The sequence below is a fragment of the Pseudomonas sp. LBUM1652 genome (assembly GCF_059716105.1).
Map to the genome: position 1 here is coordinate 343254 of NZ_CP166804.1, position 18053 is coordinate 361306.

The window sequence follows — 18053 nt, forward strand, 5'->3', positions numbered from 1 at the left end:
AGGGCTTGACGGATTTCTCCGGCACCACCACTAGTTGGAACGCTGAAAGCCACGCAGTTCATGGTTTCGCGGGCATTTACGCAGCTTGACCGGTACCAGCCACGTCAATAATTCTAGAGATGGTCGTCAAGGTAACTGCTCGATCAATCGTCAGGTCCAGGCCTGCGGGATGGGGTGGCAAACACCGGGTCGTTAAATCCTTAGCGTGCCAAGCAATACTAGACAGTCCCTTGGCGAATTTTCGCCGACAGGTCCCTTTCAAATTGCGCGCAGCCCAAGCAATACGCCGCCAGCGTGAAAGGCAATGTGCTGGCGCTTGATGCTCGTAAAGGAAAAAATGCCCACCCCCCCCAGACCTACACCGAACTGGAATGCAACTGGCGGCTACACTTGATTGTAAGATCATCGAAGGTGGAGAGTCGTAGATGGATTTGTGCAGTTTATGCGAGATCAAGTTAACTACTGAGAATGACTCCAGAGAACACATCATCCCCAATAGCATCGGTGGCCGAAGAAAAATCAAAGGCTTTTTGTGCCAAAAATGTAATAGCACTACAGGCGAAGAGTGGGATACAGAACTCAGCAAGCAGTTGAATCCGTTGTGTCTAATGTTTTTTATTCAAAGAGAGAGAGGGAGCCCTCCCTCACAGACATTTGAGACAACAGAAGGGAGGTCTCTAACACTTCATAGCGAGGGCGGGATGTCACCAGCCAAAGTGAGCTTTGAAGAAGTGACAGTTGACGGAAAAACGAGTATTAGAATAATTGCTCGTGACATCAAAGAAGCAAAATCAATATTAAAAGGCGTGAAAAATAAACATCCGACCATAAATATAGAGCAACTGATTTCCGATCTAATACCCACCGAGGAATATCTTTCCGGGATGCTGAAATTTGACTTCGCGTTTGGTGGCCCAAACTCGGGAAAATCGCTAGTTAAATCGACACTGTGCTTGGCTCACAGCGCAGGCGTTGCGTCGACCTCTTGCGAGCAAGCTATCGAGTACCTTCGCCGCGATGGTAACCCTTGTTTCGGCTATTATAATGAACAAGATTTAGTAGAAAATCGTCCACTTAATACTCCCTTGCACTGCGTGGCCATCCAAGGTGACCCCGACTTAGGACTGCTTCTGGGTTATGTGGAATACTTTGGCATACAGCGAATGATTGTGTGTCTCTCTGAAAACTACGTTGGAAGTAAAATATCCAAGAGTTATGCGATAGATCCAGTCACAGGTGTCGAGCTGACCTTAAATATCCGTATGCCGTTGAACTTGGAGGATGTTTATGCAACGTACAATTACGAGAAATATGACCCCGTCAAAATGCAACAGTGCTTTGAAGCGGTGATACCTGTTGCGTTAGCAATGTCAGAAGCCAGAGAAAGAGATCGGGTTTTATCTGAAGCCGTTAAGTTTGCATTTGAAAACTGCGGTGCAAATGAAGGCGAACTGATTACCGACGCCCAGTACAAAAAATTTTGCCGACTAATGGCAGAAAAACTCGCGCCTTACCTGTTAAGACAGAAGCAACCGTAGGAACCAATATCGACGGCACGGGGAGCGGTTCCGGCTAAGCAACCATTTGAGGACAGAGAATTGTCCGTTATCGACTGTAATTATCTACCCGCAGACAAGGTGATGTTCCCGCCGGAGCTGGCGCTGCAGATTATCAGGAAGGCCAGCGCAATGGCGGCGGCATTCGAGGAGCAAGCGCTCGACCAGTTCCACCAAGGATGCCCGGCGCGCCCTCTCCCGGTGAGCTGAGCCATGGCGAGTTATTAGGAAAGTGCGCTCGTAGCCACAAAACGGAAATGCCTGGCTCTCGACAGCATTTTCAGTACCTGCGATACCAAAATGGGAGCCTAGGCTAATTAAGGATAATCCAGGACAATATCCTTTCGCGAAATACTCCATGAACGACCACTACCCTGATCCGGGGTGGTGGTGGCGCGAACGCCTACAATGGTGGGGCTGCCGAGTAGCGGCATGGCCTTCGAACTATGGATCACCTACACTGCCCCATAGAGCAACGCGGACCGAGATGGTGAATTCGCTTCCCGCTGGGGTGTCTGTTAATCGACACGGCTGGCGTGCTGCTCTAGAATCGCGCGCCCACAGCATTAATGCCGGAAGGGCCGAGCGTAGTCCCTTTTCTTCGAGAAGGAGCTCAGAATCGAATGGGAGGAGTAAGTCAGGTGGGGCACAAGATGGCTGGGGCAGCTATGCCAATCAAGCTGGGCAAAGAGCCGCTGATAGACGCAGTGTTCGAGATGCGTTTTGATAGCCATGTGCCAGTTGCATCTATTTGGCCTGGGATGCTCTACAGCCAACTGCCGGGCGAAAAGTCTTTGGAAAACTTACCTCTGACTGCTGTGCCAAAGGAAATTCGTGACCAAGACCCAAATTTGATCCACTCGCCAATCTGCCGCATCAGTTGGGGAGATTTCTGGATTTTGCTGGGCGACCACATTTTTTGCGTTGCAGCAAAGCTTCCATACCAAGGTTGGGCCAAATTTTCAGAAGCGATTCACACCGCGTTTAGCATGGTTTTGCGAACGCAGATGATAACTGCTGTGAATAGATGCTCTATTAAGTATGTGGATATTCTTGACAGCTCACCTCTGGAGGCTAGCGACTGTTTCAATTTTGAGCTTTCGTTAGGCCGGCGCTCTCCAACAGGCAATAATTTCCATGTCAGAATGGAATCACGAGACGGGGAGCTGCTTCATAGTATTCAGGTCGGCTCGGCAGCGCAGTACGTCCTTGCGAACGGCACAACGCGAACTGGCCCAGTGCTTGATATTGATTCTGTGCTAGACCTACAAGGTGAAAACCCTCAGGTTTTCTTGGATAAATTAGCTGAGCGCACTGAACGGTTGCACACTGCCAACAAACGAGTAGTGTTCGATTGTATTTCTGCGGCCGCACTGGAGTATTTGGAGCCTGTCTATGCGTAACTACACTCTTCAGTTCTCCCCTGCAACCTACAGTGCCGCTGCTTCCGCACTCGTACTCGCGGCCGTGATGGCCGCCCATTCCCAGGTAGAAGCTATGGATAGCATTACTGGAAGAAACGTTTCAACCATGGTTGTCGGCAATTATCGAGAATCCGGTACAAGCCCAACCATCAGGGTTAACGTAGGTGAAACCGTTGAGCTTGATATCCATCGATATCTGGACAACGCCTCCCAATCGTTTGTCACACAGCTGTCAGGAGGCATGCAGCCACTGGGGGCTGACTTTGCTGAGGTTCTTGAAGATAACTTCTGGGATCTAGTGCTAGGGTAATATTCTTGGATGAACATCGATCGGTTTGATTACAAGGATTTTTTACCCTACTACCTCACAGCAGAGCAGAAGCTCGGATTGGCCGGAGCTCTCAGGGATTTCTCTGAAAAAACAAATCTCTATACTACTGATTTTGCAGATGAAACCCTGCAAGGCGACCTTTGGGGACAGACTCCGTTAATGGATTTCCCTTCAGGAAAAATTAGGTCTGTTCGGGTTTTGGTAATATCTAATAGTTGTGACGTATCCCCGGATAACAAACGAGAGCTGCCTATCTATATCACCTACGCTCCAGTAATAGGGCTGGCGGGCTACGCTAGCGTCTTGGAAAAAAGCGGAATTGATACGGATGCCATAAAGTCCAAAATCCAGTCAATCCGCGAGCAAAAAATCACCAGCATGCTTTTTTTGCCCGTGGGATATGGGATGGATGAGGAGGGCGTAGCACTCCTGGACAGAGTGACTTCGATCCCTTACAGGTCGTTCGACAGTCATGCCGAAAAAACCAAGCTGACTTCGCTCAGCCAAATGGGCCATTACCTGCTTTCCTTTAAGCTGGCGATCCATTTTTGTAGGATGCATGAAGCGATCGCACGCGGATGAGCTATCCAAAAAGATTTTTCTTAGGATTGTGGCATTGCGTCTCTGCGCTCCAATGTCCACTGTGCCGCATCGGGACGACCGCCTAACTGCGTCAATTGACAGGTATGGCCTTCACGATATTGAACATTGATAACATTTTGCCGGCCTGAAGGTAAGCAAGAAGTATCAGCACGTAAGACGCCAAGACTAGCGATACAGCAGACCACTGGCATACATCCCCGGCTCTCTCATGCCACTTCAATCGATCAGCAAAAAAATACTGCGCTAGGTAGGTAATGGCCGTCGCTATCCCTGTGGCGAAAAGCGCCCAACCAAGCAGTGCCATGGTCAATGCAAGAGCCTCAAGCCCCTCAGGCTTTAATGCTGACCAAGCAGACCCTGCGAACGCTAGTAGCGCCGCAGCGGAGCCCCCTGACACCAAGAAGCATGTTTTCAGGGCGTTAGTGCCAGCTTCCCAGCCAGACCTAACCATTTCAATATCCCATTGATGCGAATGCTCGGCATCTTGAAGTTCTGTCTCTGGAGAACCGGCGTTTTGCATCGCATGTCCTTTGAGCTGTTCGAGATACTGATTGAGAGCATCTACGTTGACAGTCGTAAGCCCTTTTTCCTTGTTGTTCTTTAGATCTTTCTGAAGAACCTCGATCGCTTGTTTCGCATCCATTCCATCTGACTCTTGAGATTTTGATGAGCGCGATCATATCAGGCGCCAAATTTGGAGGTGTCTGCCCACTCTGGGATGGTGATGACGTCTGGGGGGAATGTTTGTGTGAGATGGATCGTCGCGCGCATAACTGGCGAGTGAGGAATCACTAGGCTTTTAAAGAAACGGGGAATGAACGGGGAAAATTTCTAATGGAGGAAGCCCAAAACGAAAAAGGCCCACCGTAAGGTGAGCCTAAGTCGTTGTTCTATATGGTGCCGGCACCAGGAGTCGAACCCGGGACCTACTGATTACAAGTCAGTTGCTCTACCAACTGAGCTATACCGGCGTGTGGGCGACGATTATAGCGATTGGGAAGATCCTGTAAACCCCTGAATTCAGACTATTTTTGCGCAGGCTTCGAATCAGGCTCTGCGCAGGACGTTGCGCAGTTTCTGAACGGTGCGCCAGGCGCGACTGTTTTGCATGGCGCGTAGCTGTGCTTCGGCGTGTTCGGCCCGTTGCAAGGCGGTTTCCAGGTCGGGATTGACGGGGTGGGCGAGGGCGTGGCCCTTGCAGAGCTGGAAGTTGTCGAGGTTGCAGGGCGGGAGGTCGAAAGCGGGTTTGAGGTTGAGGTGTTCGTCTGCAAGGAAAAAGCTGTTGAGGCCGTCGAACAGTACATTCTGATAGCCCGCGTCGGTGATCAGATGTTCCCAGGTATGGTCGCGCTCCCAGGGGGTTTCGATGAGGATGATCCATGGGCGGAAGCGGTTGAAGTCCATGCCGCGCAGGACTGTTTCTTCGTGGCCCTCAACGTCGATTTTCAAAAAGTGTATGGGACGGTCGGCAGCATGCTCTTCGCAGATAGAGCTGAGGGTGCGGGCCTTGACGGTGAGACTGTGCACGTCCATGCCGAGATTCTTGCGTTCTTGTGCAACGGCGGGGTCGGCAGTGGAGAGTCCGGTATCCGGGATGCTGTAGAACGTTACTTCGCCGGGCTGATCACTGGCAATGCATTGCAAGGTCTCGTCCCGTGGACGCTGTTGACGTAAGGCGTCGTGGTAGTTCTGCACTGGCTCGACATTGATCCCGTGCCAGCCGCGATCATAGAAGGCTTTGGTGACCGAATCGTGGGTCGGATCGTTGGCGCCGACATCGATATAGAAGCCATTTTCAAAGTATCTGAGGGCGCGCCACAGGCGGATGTCTTCGAAATTCTGTGCGTAAGAAATGAACGTCACGGTCGCTTCCTGTCGGTCTGATTTTTTCTTGTTCGTGCGTGCGCTGGTGGCACGTTGTGATCCTGTATAGCAAGGGTCTCAGGCGGCTGCAATTATTCACTTTACCGACTTACTAATAGGCGGTTATGCCGTTTTGGTTGGCCGCTTATGCACAACACGCACGGCATCAAACGTACTTGGCGACGATTTTGTGGACATGTTTTCAATTTGTTCGCAAATCACTGTTTTACAGGTTTTTTATCTATGTGAACAAAAAATGACCAGTAGTGATAATGGCCCGAAACGGGCAGGGATATTGGATCCACAAGAATTCTATCAACAGAGTTATCCACAGGCGCTGCGTGTTTAAGCGCGTTCTGCCAGCAGCAGGAAATTTCGGGGGGTAAGCGCGGTTTCACAGAAGACGCCGAGGCGCACGACGTATCCCTGCTCGACGAGGAAAAGTGCGCGATCCAGATTCAGCCAAAGCTCCAGTGGCCGTCGGAATAATCCGCGCAGTAATTCCAGGTTGCGAACTTCGGCTAACCGCTGCCAACCAGCAGCTTCAAACGCTGGCCAGTCTTGCGTCCCGATTGTGGATAACTCTTTGAGCGCAGCCAGATCGCGGCAGTAGTCAGCAAACGGTTTGTCCAGCCACGCGCTCGGTAGCGAGGGGGTTGGCAGGTATTCATCAATGCCGCGCGACTGCCGTTGTAACAGGTCGAAGGCCAGGCGTCGGGCCATCGACGTGTCGCGCTGGCGCCTGACGCGTGCGCCGGCGGTGACGGTTTCGCTCATTGGCAGTGCCAGATCGTCCCGCGACAGCTGTAGGGCGGACTTCAAACCCGCGCAGGACAATGCCTGATACGTAGTGCGATTGATCCGGTTGAAGCAGCACGGGGCGATGGCCAGTTGGCGGCAGCCGCTGGCGGAGGCGAGTTGCATCAGGCGCACATGCAGATCGCCGCAGGCGTGCAAGGCGACCGGTGTGTGTTCGGAGTTCAATAAAGACGCGGCGTCCGACGCTGTCACGTCCTGTTCGATGTGCAAGGCATGCAGATGATGGCGCTGACTCAATGCCTGACCGCTGGCGACCAACGAAGGATCGTATTCAACGCAGGTCAGTTGTTGGCCGTCGCCCAACAGACGTCGACCCAAGTGCCCCTTGCCGGAACACCAATCGAGCCAGTGGGTCGGTTGCGACGCGAAGGACAGTCGACTGGCAAACGCTTCAATCTGCTGCCATTTGCGCCCCGGCACATCGACATTCAAGCGATGGCCCGCAGCTTCCAGCGCATATCCGGGCAACTCACCGACCGCACCCAACTCAGCCGATAACGCCGCCAATGAAGCGAACGGCTCAGGTGCATCGGCAAGATCAGCAGGTTGGTTATGAGCGTTTTCCGCATCCTCCAGCGACCGCCCGCGTAGCCACAAGGCCAACTCCGGGTAGGACGCTTCCCATGGAAGCTGCAAGTAAGTGAACGGTCGAGGTTTCCACAACGCCTGATGCGTCGTGAGAAATGAGTCCAGTGCCGTGAAGCGGGCGAGTAAGTCCTCGCCCGTCAGCACGTGGGACGTTTCAGCGCCCTTGGCAGGCATCGACGCGCAGCCAGCGCTCCAGCAGCTTGAAGCCGCGCACCAGCACGTAGGACATCAGCAGATAGAACACGCCCGCCGCGAAGAAAATCTCCACCGGCAGATAGGTGCGGGCAATGATCGTGCGCGCCATGCCGGTCAGTTCCAGCAGGGTCACGGTGCTGGCCAGCGCGCTGGCCTTGAGCATCAGGATCACTTCATTGCTATAGGCCGGCAGGCCGATGCGCGCCGCACGCGGCAGGATGATGTAGAACATCGCTTTGGGTTTGGACATGCCCAGGGCGCGTGCTGCTTCGATCTCGCCCGGTGGAATCGCCTGGATTGCGCCGCGCAGGATTTCGGCGATGTACGCCGCCGTATGCAGGGTCATGGTCGCGGTGGCGCACCAGAACGGATCGCGCAGGTACGGCCACATTGAGCTGTTGCGCACAGCGTCGAACTGCGCGAGGCCGTAGTAGACCAGGAACAACTGAACCAGTAACGGCGTGCCACGGAAAAAGAAGATGTAGGCGTAAGGCAAAGCGCGCACGTACCACAGCTTCGAAGAGCGGGCGATGCCTAGCGGAATCGCCAGCAGCAACCCGGCGATCACGGCGATGGCCACCAGTTCCAGGGTCAGGGTCGCGCCCTGCGCCAGTTTCGGCAGCCACTTGATGATGACTTCCCAGTTCATTGGGTGCTCCTCGCGAAGCCGCGAGCGGCGCGTTTTTCCAGGAAGTGCATGCCGGTCATCGCCAGCACGGTCAGGCCGAGGTACATCAGCGCGGCGACCATATAGAAGGTGAACGGCTGTTTCGATACGGTCACGCCGATCTGCGCGTGACGCATGATTTCTTCCAGGCCGATTACCGACACCAGTGCGGTGTCTTTCATCAGGATCATGAACAGATTGCCAAGGCCCGGCAGGGCAATGCGCCACATCTGCGGCATGATCAGTTTGGTGAATATCCGCCATTTCGACAGGCCCAGGGCCACGCCGGCCTCACGGTGACCTTTGGGAATGGCGAGGATCGCGCCACGAAACACTTCCGTGGCATAGGCGCCAAAGCACAGGCCCAGCGCAATGACGCCGGCAGCGAAGGCGCTGAGTTCCAGATCGGGATTGCCGAAAAACTCACCGAGCGCGCGCATCAGGTTGACCGTACCGAAGTAGATCAACAGCACCCAGAGCAATTCCGGGATGCCGCGCACCAGCGTTGAATAAAAGCCGCCAAGCCATTGCAGCGGCTTGTACGGGGAAGTTTTGGCCAAGGCGCCGAGCAGACCGAGCACCAGCCCCAGGCACAGGGCCGAGAGTGCCAGTTTGACGGTCATCAGCGCGCCAGCGGCGAGCGCCGGGCCGAATCCGTAGAGGTCGATAATCATGGATTTCTGTTCAAATCGCGGCAGGCAGGGCCGGGAGCCTGCACCGTCAGATAACGGCGCAGGTCCCGCAGGTCAGGATCAGTAGATGCTGAACGGGAAGTACTTGTCGTTGATCTTCTTGTAGGTACCGTCAGCAACGATTTCCTTCAGCGCATCGTTCAGCTTCTCGCGGATCGGGTCGCCTTTGCGTACAGCGATACCGATCTTGTCGCTTTCTTCTACCGGGTCGCCCTTGAATTCGTAGGCTTTGCCGGCGTCGCTTTTCAGCCACTCGTAGTTGACGTATTTGTCAGCGAGGATGCCGTCCAGACGACCGGAAGTCAGGTCGAGATAGGCGTTTTCCTGGGTGTCGTAGAGTTTCACTTCGACGTCCGGCATTTTGTCTTCCAGGAAGGTGCCGGCCAGGGTCGCGCGCTGGGCGCCGATCACTTTGCCTTTGAGGGAGTCCTTGTCAGTCTTGAACTCTTTGTCCTTCAGCGCGATGAATTGCAGCTTGTTGGAGTAGTACGGCTCGGTGAAGTCCACCGCGCCCTTGCGCTCTTCGGTGATCGACATCGAAGAGATCAGGAAGTCGAATTTCTTGGCGTTCAGGGCCGGGATGATCCCGTCCCAGTCGGACGTGACCACGGTGCATTCGACTTTCATCTTGGCGCACAAGGCGTCGCCGATGTCTTTGTCGAAGCCGACCACGTTGCCGCTGGCGTCTTTATTGTTGAACGGCGGGTAGGCCGCTTCGATGCCCATCTTCAAGGTTTCGGCCATGGCACCGGCGCTGAACGCCAGGGTAACGGCGGCGGCCAGGAAGACCTTTTTAAAATTCTGCATGCATGTTGCTCCGTTAGCGGTTGCTGGACATGAATTGTTTGCAGCGCGCCGAAAGCGGGTTTTCGAACACCTGCTGTGGCGATCCTTGCTCTTCTACCAAGCCCTGATGAAGGAACACCACTTCGCTGGAGACCTGACGGGCGAAGCCCATTTCGTGGGTCACGAGCAGCATGGTGCGGCCTTCTTCGGCCAATGCGCGGATGACACTAAGTACTTCCTGAACCATTTCCGGGTCAAGGGCGGAGGTGGGCTCGTCGAACAGAATCACCTTCGGTTGCATCGCCAGCGTGCGGGCGATGGCCGCGCGTTGCTGCTGACCGCCGGACAATTGCGCCGGGTAAGCATGGCGCTTGTCAGCGATGCCGACCTTGGCCAGCAGCGCTTCGGCGACTTCGATGGCCTCGGCTTTGCTCTGGCCGAGCACGCGGCGCGGGGCTTCGATGATGTTGTCGAGCACGCTCATATGCGGCCACAGATTAAAGTTTTGAAATACAAAACCAATCTCGGAGCGCAGGCGATTGATCTGCTTGCCGTCGGCAGCAACCAGTTCGCCATTCTTGGTGGCTTTGAGCTTGAGTTCTTCACCGGCGACCAGAATCTGGCCCTGATGCGGGTTTTCCAAGAGGTTGATGCAACGCAGGAACGTGGACTTGCCGGAACCGGAGGAACCGAGGATCGAGATCACATCGCCGTCGCGGGCGGTCAGCGAGATGCCTTTGAGCACCTCAAGCTGTCCGTAGCGTTTGTGCAAGTTGCGGATTTCAAGCGCGGGCGTGGCCTCAGCCATGTGCGTTCCTCATATATGTTGCGCTCCTGCTGTTGGTTGGCCTTCCTGGCGAGGCGGCCAAGCTAGCATAGCGTTTCAATGGCAGCCAACAGCGCTACGAGCGGTAAACGGATGGCGTGTGGCAGGTTGTCGCATCGGCGCAGCAGACTGTCGCCCCATCAACAACCGAACGGCTGTTTGAACGTGCAAACCCGTGGGTGTCGCGTAAAAAAAGGCGCGATGTTGCCAGCTTTGGCGGGGTGTTGGAAGCGCTATCCGGCCGAACGTTCCCGATTCGCCCTTTTATTGTGCATCCCACACTTTTTCAGTGTGTTTCTGGTGCGCTGTTTCGTTTGGAAAGTGAGTCGCTGGGTAACGCTCTGGCGGATTGCCATTAAATCCAATGACTTGCGATGACTGTCCGGTCGCGCGCAAAGCCCCAGCCCAGAAGAGTTTGAAACATTTTGGCGCAAATATTGCGTGCAGAATAAGGAACGCCCCGTTGGATTCTTTTTACGAAGAAGAAAAAACCAGACGGGCCGGACGCAATCGCTTTCCTTGCAAAGGTAGTTTCGATGAGCAGTACCCCAAGCTCCAATGGCCTCGAACAGGGGCTCAAACCGCGTCATGTGACCATGCTGTCGATCGCCGGTGTTATCGGCGCAGGTCTGTTCGTTGGCTCCGGCCACGCCATCGCTGCCGCCGGCCCTGCCGTGCTGTTGGCCTATGCGGCCGCCGGTACCCTCGTGGTTTTGGTCATGCGCATGCTCGGTGAAATGGCGGTTGCCTCGCCGGACACCGGCTCGTTCTCGACCTACGCTGACCGTGCCATCGGCCATTGGGCCGGTTTCACCATCGGCTGGCTGTACTGGTGGTTCTGGGTATTGGTGATTCCGCTGGAAGCCAACGCCGCCGCGACCATCCTGCACGCGTGGTTCCCCGATGTGGGCATCTGGGCGTTTGCTCTGATCATCACTATGTTGCTGACCGTGACAAACCTGTTCAGCGTGAAGAATTACGGCGAGTTCGAATTCTGGTTCGCCCTGATCAAAGTGTTGGCGATCATCGGCTTCATCATTCTCGGTCTGGCGGCAATCTTCGGTTACCTGCCAAACAGCCAGGTCAGCGGTGTTTCGCACCTGTTCGACAGCGGCGGCTTCCTGCCAAACGGCATGGGCGCAGTGCTGGGCGCGATCCTGACCACAATGTTCTCGTTCATGGGTACCGAGATCGTGACCATCGCGGCTGCGGAATCGAAGAACCCGGGCAAGCAAATCTCCAAGGCCACCAACTCGGTGATCTGGCGGATCGGCCTGTTCTACCTCGTGTCGATCTTCATCGTTGTGGCCCTGGTGCCATGGAACGATCCGACCCTGGCCAACCTCGGTTCCTACCAGACCGTGCTTGAGCGCATGGGCATCCCGAACGCGAAAATGATCGTCGACATCGTGGTGCTGGTCGCGGTAACCAGTTGCCTGAACTCGGCGCTCTACACTTCGTCGCGCATGCTGTTTTCCCTTGGCAAACGCGGTGACGCCCCAGCCATGTCGACTCGGGTCAACAAAAGCGGTACGCCTTACTGGGCGGTGATGTTGTCCACTGGCGCAGCGTTCCTGTGCACATTCGCCAACTACGTGGCCCCGGCTGCGGTGTTTGAATTCCTGCTCGCCAGTTCCGGCGCCATCGCATTGCTGGTGTACCTGGTGATCGCGTTCTCGCAACTGCGTATGCGCAAACAGCGCATGGCTCGCGGCGAGAAGATCGTCTTCAGCATGTGGCTGTTCCCGGGCCTGACCTATGCGGTGATCATCTTCATCGTGGCCGCCCTGGCCATCATGCTGTTCCAGGAAGCGCACCGCGTGGAAATCCTCGCCACCGGTCTGTTGAGCCTGCTGGTAGTCGCGACCGGCCTGCTGGTGGCACGCCGCCGCAAGCTGGAAAAACGCGGCGCGGTGGTGTTGAACTGATCCGTAACGCGTAATGCAAAACGGCCGCTGTCAGTGATGACGAGCGGCCGTTTTTGTTTGTGAGCGGTGTTTATTCGCTCTTGCCTTCCTGCGTATCTACCGACTTGCCGTAAGTATCCAGCGCAATCCCGAAGTCAGTGATGAAGTGCGGTTCGCTCAGCCAGGCCTGGGCGGTTTCGATGTCCATGCCGTCGGCCCACATGCGGTAGTCGATCAGCATGTCGGCGGCCAGGTGGGTGGCGGCCATGCCTTCGTTTTCGGCGTTTTCCATGTCCAGCAGTTCAGGGTGATCGACGATGATGAACGCCAGTTCACGCAGCAGTGTCAGCAGCATCTCGTTACGGCTGACGGCTTCGGCGTCGCGCATTTTGCTGAACATCGCCAGGGTGTATTCCGGGATCGGCTCGGCGAGGTGGCCGAGGTCGTCGTCCTGATCCAGCGGTTTGCGGCCGACCATACGGATTTGCTTGGCTTTGGCCTTGGCGCGTTTGGCGCGTTTCTGTTGCTTGTTCAGGGATGCCATGGGAACTCAGTTCTTCTGTTGGGTTTGTGCAGCGATCGCGTCGGAGGCCGCCACATAGTCGGCCTGGAAGGCCGGGGATTCAATCCACGCCAAGGCACCTGCCTCGTCGGTTTCCTGCGACCACTGCCGATACTCGATCAGTGCGGCGAGGATGAAATCCATCGCGCCTTCTTCGCCTTCCTGTTCATAGACCAATTCAAGCAACGGGTCTTCGAGGAACGCGGTGCACAGGGCTTGCTGGTTGATCTTCTCGGCGTCGATCATTTTCTTGAACAGCTCGGTCAGGTCCACCGATTCGAAGTCGATGCGATCGTCGTTCGGGTCCAGCTCGACCGGTGCTTCGGCGCGTTTGGTGCGGTTCTGCTTGGCCTTGGTTTTGGCCCGGGCGGCGCGTTTTTGCTGCTTGTTGGCGGAGGCCATGATGTGTTCCGTCGTGCGTTGGAGGGGCTCAGCTGCGCGGTACTTGCCGCCCGGGTGTGTCGGGGGCCAGTTCGCCGGTTTGCAGCCAGGTCAGAGCGATGGGCCATAGTGTGGCTTGGTATGCGCTGCGAAAAAAGGCGAAATGTCCGACTTGTTGCTCGCCAACGTCCTGCGGTTCGATGCGCAGATGGGTTTTCGAGGCATTGCTGAAGTAATTGAGCAGGCGTTCGATGGCTGCAATTGTGCCGTAGGGATCGTCGCTGATGCTGATAGCCAGGGTTTTCGCACGCAGATGGGAGAAGGGCAGATGCCCGGTTTTCGCCAGCATCACCCGGCCGCTTGGCCGCCCTTCATAACGCGGCGAGGGCGTGCTCCAGTCGCGTACAACGCCTGCCGGCGTGTCTTCCAGCCAGCCGAGACGTTTACCAGGGAAGTAGCCGCAGATCAGCGTCAGCAGCGGCATCAGCACATGCCATTTGCCGAACATGCGCCAGCGCTGTTCGGGTGCGTAATCGCGCCAATAAGCGAACTGCGCGCCGACCGTTACCAGCCGTCGGATTACCTTTCCGGACTCGCCCAAGCCTGCCGCGCAGCCACCAAAACTATGCCCGACCACATCGATGGGCTGTCCGGGAAATTCCCGCTGTGCGCGTTTGAGCATCGCTTCGAAATCCAGTGCGCCCCAGTCTGTCCACGAAGCGTGCAACCCTTTCATTGAGCCGGGACGCGATTCGCCGATGCCACGGTAGTCGTAAGTGATGACATCGAAGCCATTGGCAAACAGATAAGCGGCGAACCGCGAGTAATGACGACAGCGTACTGACGTGGCTGCGTTGATGATCACCACCGGGCGCTGGACATCGGGCATGGCATGCCGCCAGGTGAAACCACTAAGGACAAAACCGTCGGCGGCTGTTTCCTTGATGGGTTCACCTTCTAACTGCGCTGACGATGACGACGTTTGCTGCACATCTGCCAATTCGGGCGTGTCCTGAAAACTCATGGCGTTCGACCTTCGCGGGTAGCTGCCAACAATAATCTCGGTACGCCCAAGGGACAATCCGCAGTTCTTCCACACTTGGGAGCACCGTTTTGTAGCTGCTGGCGAACAGTTACTCATTACCTTTGAAGATCGAGTAACGCGCGACCGCCTCGTTGTCCTGCGCGCACAAAGTGATCCCGACGGTCGGCTTGTCGCCCTCACTGAGATTGAGGGTCGCGCATTCATCCATGTACCACTGGCGTGCCTTGTCGTTTTCGACTGTAATAACCGGCGATAGTGGGTCCAGCTCAATTCGAGACGCAGTGCGTCACGAATTGGAAATGCTTGATAAAACAGGCGGATGTACCGAAGGTTGGAGGCATCAAAGCCCTTCCCGAATTGAGCCGTCAGCTCTTTCGCCAGTGTCGGCAGTAACTGCTTGCCATACCCCCTGATCACTGTCGTATCCCTGCCCGTAGACGCCGCGCTGGACACCGTTCTGCTGCCTGTGGACTACGTCAACCCGATCTGATTAGCGTCGCATGCGCTTGCCCTTCGGCTTCTCCGCAGGCGCCTGCACTTTGCGATAAATCCACAACCCGAACACGCCAATCAGCAGCAGAAACACGGTACCTATGCACTGCGACACGAACTCTATCCAAAATCGCCGTGGTTGTAGGGCCAGGGTATAGGTGTCCTTCGGGCCACGGTTGGTTGTGGTGATCGAGCCGTTGATCCAGTTTTCGATCAACGTATAAATCGATGCACTGATAGCGAAGGTAATCAGCACGCCAACGAATACGGTCAGCCAGAAGGTCGCACGGCTCTGGCGATACGGTGGAGGGTGGGGCAGGGGGATGCGGGTTCGTTTCTGATTCATGGCAATTCTGCGAGCGTCCTTGTACGGTCAGGAAACTGCTGGCTCTTCTCGTTGTTGAGTCAATTGGCCTTGCGTTTTTGGCGGTCGCCCGGCGAGGTGCGCACACTCGGCAATCACCTTCAAGATCTCGATCACCCCCGGGGTCAGCGCTGTGCCAAGACAGATGCGCACGCCTGTGGTTGCATGGCCGTCGGCGAAAAAGATCCCGCTGCCGGCCACGTGGCAACCGCGTTCGGAGGCCAACTGTTGCAGTGCCGACATGTCGGTGTGCCCGGGCAGTTCGATCCAGTGGATGAAGCCTCCGCGCGGTGGCACGTACACGGTTCCCGTGGGGAAGTCCGTGCGCACCAGTGCTTCGACAAAGCTCGCCAGCGAAGACAGTTGCGAGCGGAGCCTGGCGCAGTGTTCTTCCATGTAGCCGCGCCCGATAAATTCGTTGAGAACGTTTTGCGCAAGGCTCGATACCGCCAGGTTGCGCGAAAACATTTGCGCCAGAATGGCATTGCGGTATTTGCCGGCCAGGCACCAGCCAACGCGATAACCGGGCGCGACGGTCTTGGAGAATGACGAGCAGTAAATCGTCTGGCCGCTGGTGTCGTAACTCTTGATGGCGCGCGGGCGGTCCGCTTCTGGCACCAGATCGAAGAAAATGTCGTCCTCGATAATCGGCACGTCAGCTTCGCGTGCGATTTGCGAAAGCCGTGCGCGCGTCTCGTCGGGCATGATGAAACCACGGGGATTCTGCAGCGTTGGGTTGAGAAAGATCACCGCGACCTTTTTCAGCTTCAGCGCTTCTTCGAGATGATCCACGTCCAGGCCCAGTCTGCCGTGCGTGCGGATCGGCAAGGCGCGCATGCCCAGGCGTTCAATGGTCTGCAAGATGCCGTAATAGGTCGGGGTTTCGATGGCGACCGTAGCGCCTCTTGGCGCGACGGCTTCGAGGGCCAGTTCCAGGGCAATGGTGTCGCCCGAGGTCACGAGGATATCGTCCGGCCCGCAGACTACGCCGCGGGTCAGCATCAGCCCGGCGATGCGCCGTCGCAGCGCCGGCAGGCCGGGTGGCGCGACGAGTCCTGTCAGCGAGTTGTCAGCCTTGCCGGCCAGCACTGAAAGGCATTTGTTGAGGAGCACATTCGGCGTGAGGTCGCTGTGCAGGACGGCCGAGTTCAACGACGCGGTGGTGCGCGAGGCGGCTTGGGAGAGCATCGCGACCACCGCATGATTGACGTTGACGGTGACGCTTGAGAAATCGAAACCACTGGCGGGTTTTGCGTGTCCCGAGGCCGAAACAAAATAGCCGATTCGGGGTTTGGTCGAAACATAGGCATCGGCTTCCAGATCAGCCAAGGCGCGCTGAACGGTGGTGATGCTGGTTTCAAACATTCGTGCCAGGGTGCGGATCGAGGGCAGTTTTGTTTCGGCTGCCCAATCACCACTTTCGATCTGACGAATAATCCAGTCCTTGACGATCCGCCAGCGTTTGTCCGGTAAATCAAACCTGTCCATAAGTTCTCTGTTATTTCTCGAAACAATTCAGAGAAAGTAGAGCAAAACGACTCCCGTTGCAGCAACTATGACGATGTTGAGGGCGACCAGGCCGAAGGCGAATCGGATCAGGTTGTTCTCTTCATGCCGATTGGCGCCTGCCAGTCCGGTGATCAGCGACAGAATCGACAGCGATCCCAGCGCACCATGTCCGGCGGCACTGTTGACCATTGCGGCCAGCCACGCGCCGTGTTCGCTGGTCAGGGCGGCAATGGACGGCATGACGAGGGTGTTGCCGCCGACGTTGGAGCCGGTGACGTAACCGGCGATACCCGCCAGCAAGGCGATCGTTGGCGCCAGGGAAAGCCCCGACAGTGATTGCAGCGTGCGCTGCGCCTCGACGAGGAATCCGGCATTGACCATCACCTGAGAAAGCAGCAGGAACAGGAAAATCGTCGTGACCGGAAACTTCGCCCGATTGAACAGCGCGCGCCAGGGGAAACCCGCTGCGGCGCTTTGTTTGATGGCCATCAGCAGGGTGACGATCAGTAGCGCCAGGCCCGGGGATGCCAAAGGCTTCCATGAAACGTGCTCGCCCTTGATGATCCACAGCGCATCCCAGCCCGACAGCACAAACAACCCGCGCGACGCCACGATCACCCCCAGCAAGGCCAGATAAGGCCATGCCGCGCTCGGCCAACGCACCAGTTTCTTGCGTTGCGCGTATGAGATGCCCAGACCCACGCAGGCCACGGCGAGACCGGCCAGCACACCGGAAACTTCCGGGCCGATCCACAGGTTGATGGAAAACAGTACCGCGACGAACAATGCCGTCACCACGATCAGCCCAAGCCACGGCGAAACAGTGCGGATGCCGCCCTGCCACATGGCGATGGCGGCCAGGCAGAGGAACACCGGCGCGCTGATCAGCGCCGAATGACTGCCAAGGGTTTGCGCCGGTAAATGCGCCAGCAACGCGCCAATCACAGTGGCCAGACCCAAGGTGCCCCACGGCATGATGACCATGCCGGCCAAGGCAATTTTCATCCCCGACTGGCGGGTGAACAGGCCCATGAGCAAGGGCACGGTAGCGATCAGCGAGACGCCGAAACCGGTCATTGCTTCGAGCAGTGGCGCCAGGCCCAGCACGATGAAGATGACTTGTGCCGGTGGCGTCCAGCCGAGCTCCTTGACCCAGGCGCCGATGGCCTGCGGTGCACCTCCGCGCTCAACCAGAATGACGAAGGCCAGCCCCGGTACGATCACGCACGCGGTGCTGAGAAACAGGATCGTGGTGTCCTGAAAGATCGCCGAGGTGATCGCGGCGGACACAGGTCCGGCCGCGCCCAGTGCCCACAGCACCAGCACCAGCAGCACACCCGCCAGCGCGGCTTGTACCGGCGGCCGGCGGACGATCAGGATCAGTGCGATGACCAGAGCGATGGGTGACATTTGCAACAAGAGAGAGCTCATACACAGTTTTCC

At 56.6% G+C, this 18053-nt stretch carries 19 protein-coding genes, 1 tRNA gene and 1 pseudogene; 6 read left to right on the plus strand and 15 right to left on the minus strand.

The features are described from left to right. Nucleotides 1-425 precede the first annotated feature (425 nt). The 5 genes from ACA069_RS01570 to ACA069_RS01590 all read left to right on the plus strand — a co-directional run bounded on the left by ACA069_RS01570 (nucleotide 426) and on the right by ACA069_RS01590 (nucleotide 3893). The gene (locus tag ACA069_RS01570; protein WP_497616038.1) at nucleotides 426-1538 is read left to right on the plus strand and encodes an HNH endonuclease; all 1113 of its coding nucleotides are present in this window, start codon (nucleotides 426-428) and stop codon (nucleotides 1536-1538) included. Nucleotides 1539-1598: 60 nt separating this feature from the next. Further along, a complete protein-coding gene (locus ACA069_RS01575; RefSeq protein WP_497618327.1) occupies nucleotides 1599-1766 on the plus strand; it encodes a hypothetical protein in 168 nt (55 codons plus the stop codon). A 413-nt stretch (nucleotides 1767-2179) separates the two neighbouring features. Further along, a complete protein-coding gene (locus ACA069_RS01580) occupies nucleotides 2180-2959 on the plus strand; it encodes a TIGR04255 family protein (RefSeq protein ID WP_497616039.1) in 780 nt (259 codons plus the stop codon). Then, a complete protein-coding gene (locus ACA069_RS01585; protein WP_497616041.1) occupies nucleotides 2952-3290 on the plus strand; it encodes a hypothetical protein in 339 nt (112 codons plus the stop codon). Before ACA069_RS01580 ends, ACA069_RS01585 begins: the two co-directional genes overlap by 8 nt. A 9-nt stretch (nucleotides 3291-3299) precedes the next feature. Then, nucleotides 3300-3893 carry a hypothetical protein gene (locus tag ACA069_RS01590; protein ID WP_497616043.1) on the plus strand — a complete coding sequence of 198 codons (594 nt, stop codon included), beginning with the start codon at nucleotides 3300-3302 and terminating at the stop codon, nucleotides 3891-3893. Between the two features lie 91 nt (nucleotides 3894-3984). Here the strand turns inward: ACA069_RS01590 and ACA069_RS01595 are convergent, their stop codons facing one another. The 8 genes from ACA069_RS01595 to ACA069_RS01630 all read right to left on the minus strand — a co-directional run bounded on the left by ACA069_RS01595 (nucleotide 3985) and on the right by ACA069_RS01630 (nucleotide 10332). Continuing rightward, nucleotides 3985-4557, minus strand: a complete 573-nt coding sequence (locus ACA069_RS01595; RefSeq protein ID WP_497616044.1) for a hypothetical protein — start codon at nucleotides 4555-4557, stop codon at nucleotides 3985-3987. Between the two features lie 252 nt (nucleotides 4558-4809). Beyond that, nucleotides 4810-4885 (minus strand) — tRNA-Thr (locus tag ACA069_RS01600). Between the two features lie 76 nt (nucleotides 4886-4961). Beyond that, nucleotides 4962-5777, minus strand: a complete 816-nt coding sequence (locus ACA069_RS01605) for an FkbM family methyltransferase (protein ID WP_497616046.1) — start codon at nucleotides 5775-5777, stop codon at nucleotides 4962-4964. Between the two features lie 345 nt (nucleotides 5778-6122). Continuing rightward, nucleotides 6123-7358, minus strand: a complete 1236-nt coding sequence (locus ACA069_RS01610) for a methyltransferase (protein WP_497616047.1) — start codon at nucleotides 7356-7358, stop codon at nucleotides 6123-6125. Next, nucleotides 7339-8028, minus strand: coding sequence for an ABC transporter permease (locus tag ACA069_RS01615; RefSeq protein WP_187678898.1), 690 nt, complete (start codon nucleotides 8026-8028; stop codon nucleotides 7339-7341). Before ACA069_RS01615 ends, ACA069_RS01610 begins: the two co-directional genes overlap by 20 nt. Beyond that, nucleotides 8025-8720: an ABC transporter permease gene (locus tag ACA069_RS01620; protein ID WP_187678897.1), complete on the minus strand. Its 696-nt coding sequence runs from the start codon at nucleotides 8718-8720 to the stop codon at nucleotides 8025-8027. The genes ACA069_RS01615 and ACA069_RS01620 overlap by 4 nt, the downstream gene beginning before the upstream one ends. 78 nt (nucleotides 8721-8798) lie before the next feature. Next, entirely contained in the window at nucleotides 8799-9545 is a 747-nt protein-coding gene (locus ACA069_RS01625) for an ABC transporter substrate-binding protein (protein ID WP_497616048.1), read from the minus strand. 13 nt (nucleotides 9546-9558) lie between these two features. Continuing rightward, on the minus strand, nucleotides 9559-10332 hold the full coding sequence (locus ACA069_RS01630) for an ABC transporter ATP-binding protein (RefSeq protein ID WP_187678895.1): 774 nt from the start codon (nucleotides 10330-10332) through the stop codon (nucleotides 9559-9561). Between the two features lie 554 nt (nucleotides 10333-10886). Between ACA069_RS01630 and gabP the strand changes: the two genes are divergently transcribed. Further along, entirely contained in the window at nucleotides 10887-12278 is a 1392-nt protein-coding gene (gabP, locus tag ACA069_RS01635; protein WP_497616049.1) for a GABA permease, read from the plus strand. Nucleotides 12279-12348: 70 nt separating this feature from the next. Here the strand turns inward: gabP and ACA069_RS01640 are convergent, their stop codons facing one another. The 7 genes and pseudogenes from ACA069_RS01640 to ACA069_RS01670 form a co-directional block, all read right to left on the minus strand. Further along, on the minus strand, nucleotides 12349-12801 hold the full coding sequence (locus ACA069_RS01640) for a hypothetical protein (RefSeq protein WP_497616051.1): 453 nt from the start codon (nucleotides 12799-12801) through the stop codon (nucleotides 12349-12351). A 6-nt stretch (nucleotides 12802-12807) separates the two neighbouring features. Beyond that, complete coding sequence (locus ACA069_RS01645; protein ID WP_497616052.1) at nucleotides 12808-13221, minus strand: hypothetical protein; 414 nt, start codon at nucleotides 13219-13221, stop codon at nucleotides 12808-12810. Between the two features lie 28 nt (nucleotides 13222-13249). Continuing rightward, a complete protein-coding gene (locus tag ACA069_RS01650) occupies nucleotides 13250-14224 on the minus strand; it encodes an alpha/beta hydrolase family protein (protein ID WP_497616053.1) in 975 nt (324 codons plus the stop codon). Between the two features lie 199 nt (nucleotides 14225-14423). Beyond that, nucleotides 14424-14650: pseudogene (locus ACA069_RS01655) on the minus strand (DUF1016 N-terminal domain-containing protein); the annotation flags it as partial. Between the two features lie 85 nt (nucleotides 14651-14735). Next, nucleotides 14736-15083 (minus strand): hypothetical protein, encoded by a 348-nt coding sequence (locus ACA069_RS01660; protein ID WP_497616054.1) that lies wholly within the window; start codon nucleotides 15081-15083, stop codon nucleotides 14736-14738. 27 nt (nucleotides 15084-15110) lie between these two features. Further along, the gene (locus ACA069_RS01665) at nucleotides 15111-16589 is read right to left on the minus strand and encodes an aminotransferase-like domain-containing protein (RefSeq protein WP_497616055.1); all 1479 of its coding nucleotides are present in this window, start codon (nucleotides 16587-16589) and stop codon (nucleotides 15111-15113) included. 27 nt (nucleotides 16590-16616) lie between these two features. Continuing rightward, a complete protein-coding gene (locus ACA069_RS01670; protein ID WP_497616057.1) occupies nucleotides 16617-18041 on the minus strand; it encodes an L-lactate permease in 1425 nt (474 codons plus the stop codon). Nucleotides 18042-18053 lie beyond the last annotated feature (12 nt).

Coding starts and splice junctions, on each gene's coding strand:
- ACA069_RS01650 (WP_497616053.1), bottom strand. CDS start 14,224: ATGAGTTTTCAGGACACGCCCGAATTGGCAGATGTGCAGCAAACGTCG.
- ACA069_RS01645 (WP_497616052.1), bottom strand. CDS start 13,221: ATGGCCTCCGCCAACAAGCAGCAAAAACGCGCCGCCCGGGCCAAAACC.
- ACA069_RS01570 (WP_497616038.1), top strand. CDS start 426: ATGGATTTGTGCAGTTTATGCGAGATCAAGTTAACTACTGAGAATGAC.
- ACA069_RS01585 (WP_497616041.1), top strand. CDS start 2,952: ATGCGTAACTACACTCTTCAGTTCTCCCCTGCAACCTACAGTGCCGCT.
- gabP (WP_497616049.1), top strand. CDS start 10,887: ATGAGCAGTACCCCAAGCTCCAATGGCCTCGAACAGGGGCTCAAACCG.
- ACA069_RS01670 (WP_497616057.1), bottom strand. CDS start 18,041: ATGAGCTCTCTCTTGTTGCAAATGTCACCCATCGCTCTGGTCATCGCA.
- ACA069_RS01595 (WP_497616044.1), bottom strand. CDS start 4,557: ATGGATGCGAAACAAGCGATCGAGGTTCTTCAGAAAGATCTAAAGAAC.
- ACA069_RS01630 (WP_187678895.1), bottom strand. CDS start 10,332: ATGGCTGAGGCCACGCCCGCGCTTGAAATCCGCAACTTGCACAAACGC.
- ACA069_RS01620 (WP_187678897.1), bottom strand. CDS start 8,720: ATGATTATCGACCTCTACGGATTCGGCCCGGCGCTCGCCGCTGGCGCG.
- ACA069_RS01580 (WP_497616039.1), top strand. CDS start 2,180: ATGGGAGGAGTAAGTCAGGTGGGGCACAAGATGGCTGGGGCAGCTATG.
- ACA069_RS01640 (WP_497616051.1), bottom strand. CDS start 12,801: ATGGCATCCCTGAACAAGCAACAGAAACGCGCCAAACGCGCCAAGGCC.
- ACA069_RS01625 (WP_497616048.1), bottom strand. CDS start 9,545: ATGCAGAATTTTAAAAAGGTCTTCCTGGCCGCCGCCGTTACCCTGGCG.
- ACA069_RS01610 (WP_497616047.1), bottom strand. CDS start 7,358: ATGCCTGCCAAGGGCGCTGAAACGTCCCACGTGCTGACGGGCGAGGAC.
- ACA069_RS01665 (WP_497616055.1), bottom strand. CDS start 16,589: ATGGACAGGTTTGATTTACCGGACAAACGCTGGCGGATCGTCAAGGAC.
- ACA069_RS01590 (WP_497616043.1), top strand. CDS start 3,300: ATGAACATCGATCGGTTTGATTACAAGGATTTTTTACCCTACTACCTC.
- ACA069_RS01615 (WP_187678898.1), bottom strand. CDS start 8,028: ATGAACTGGGAAGTCATCATCAAGTGGCTGCCGAAACTGGCGCAGGGC.
- ACA069_RS01660 (WP_497616054.1), bottom strand. CDS start 15,083: ATGAATCAGAAACGAACCCGCATCCCCCTGCCCCACCCTCCACCGTAT.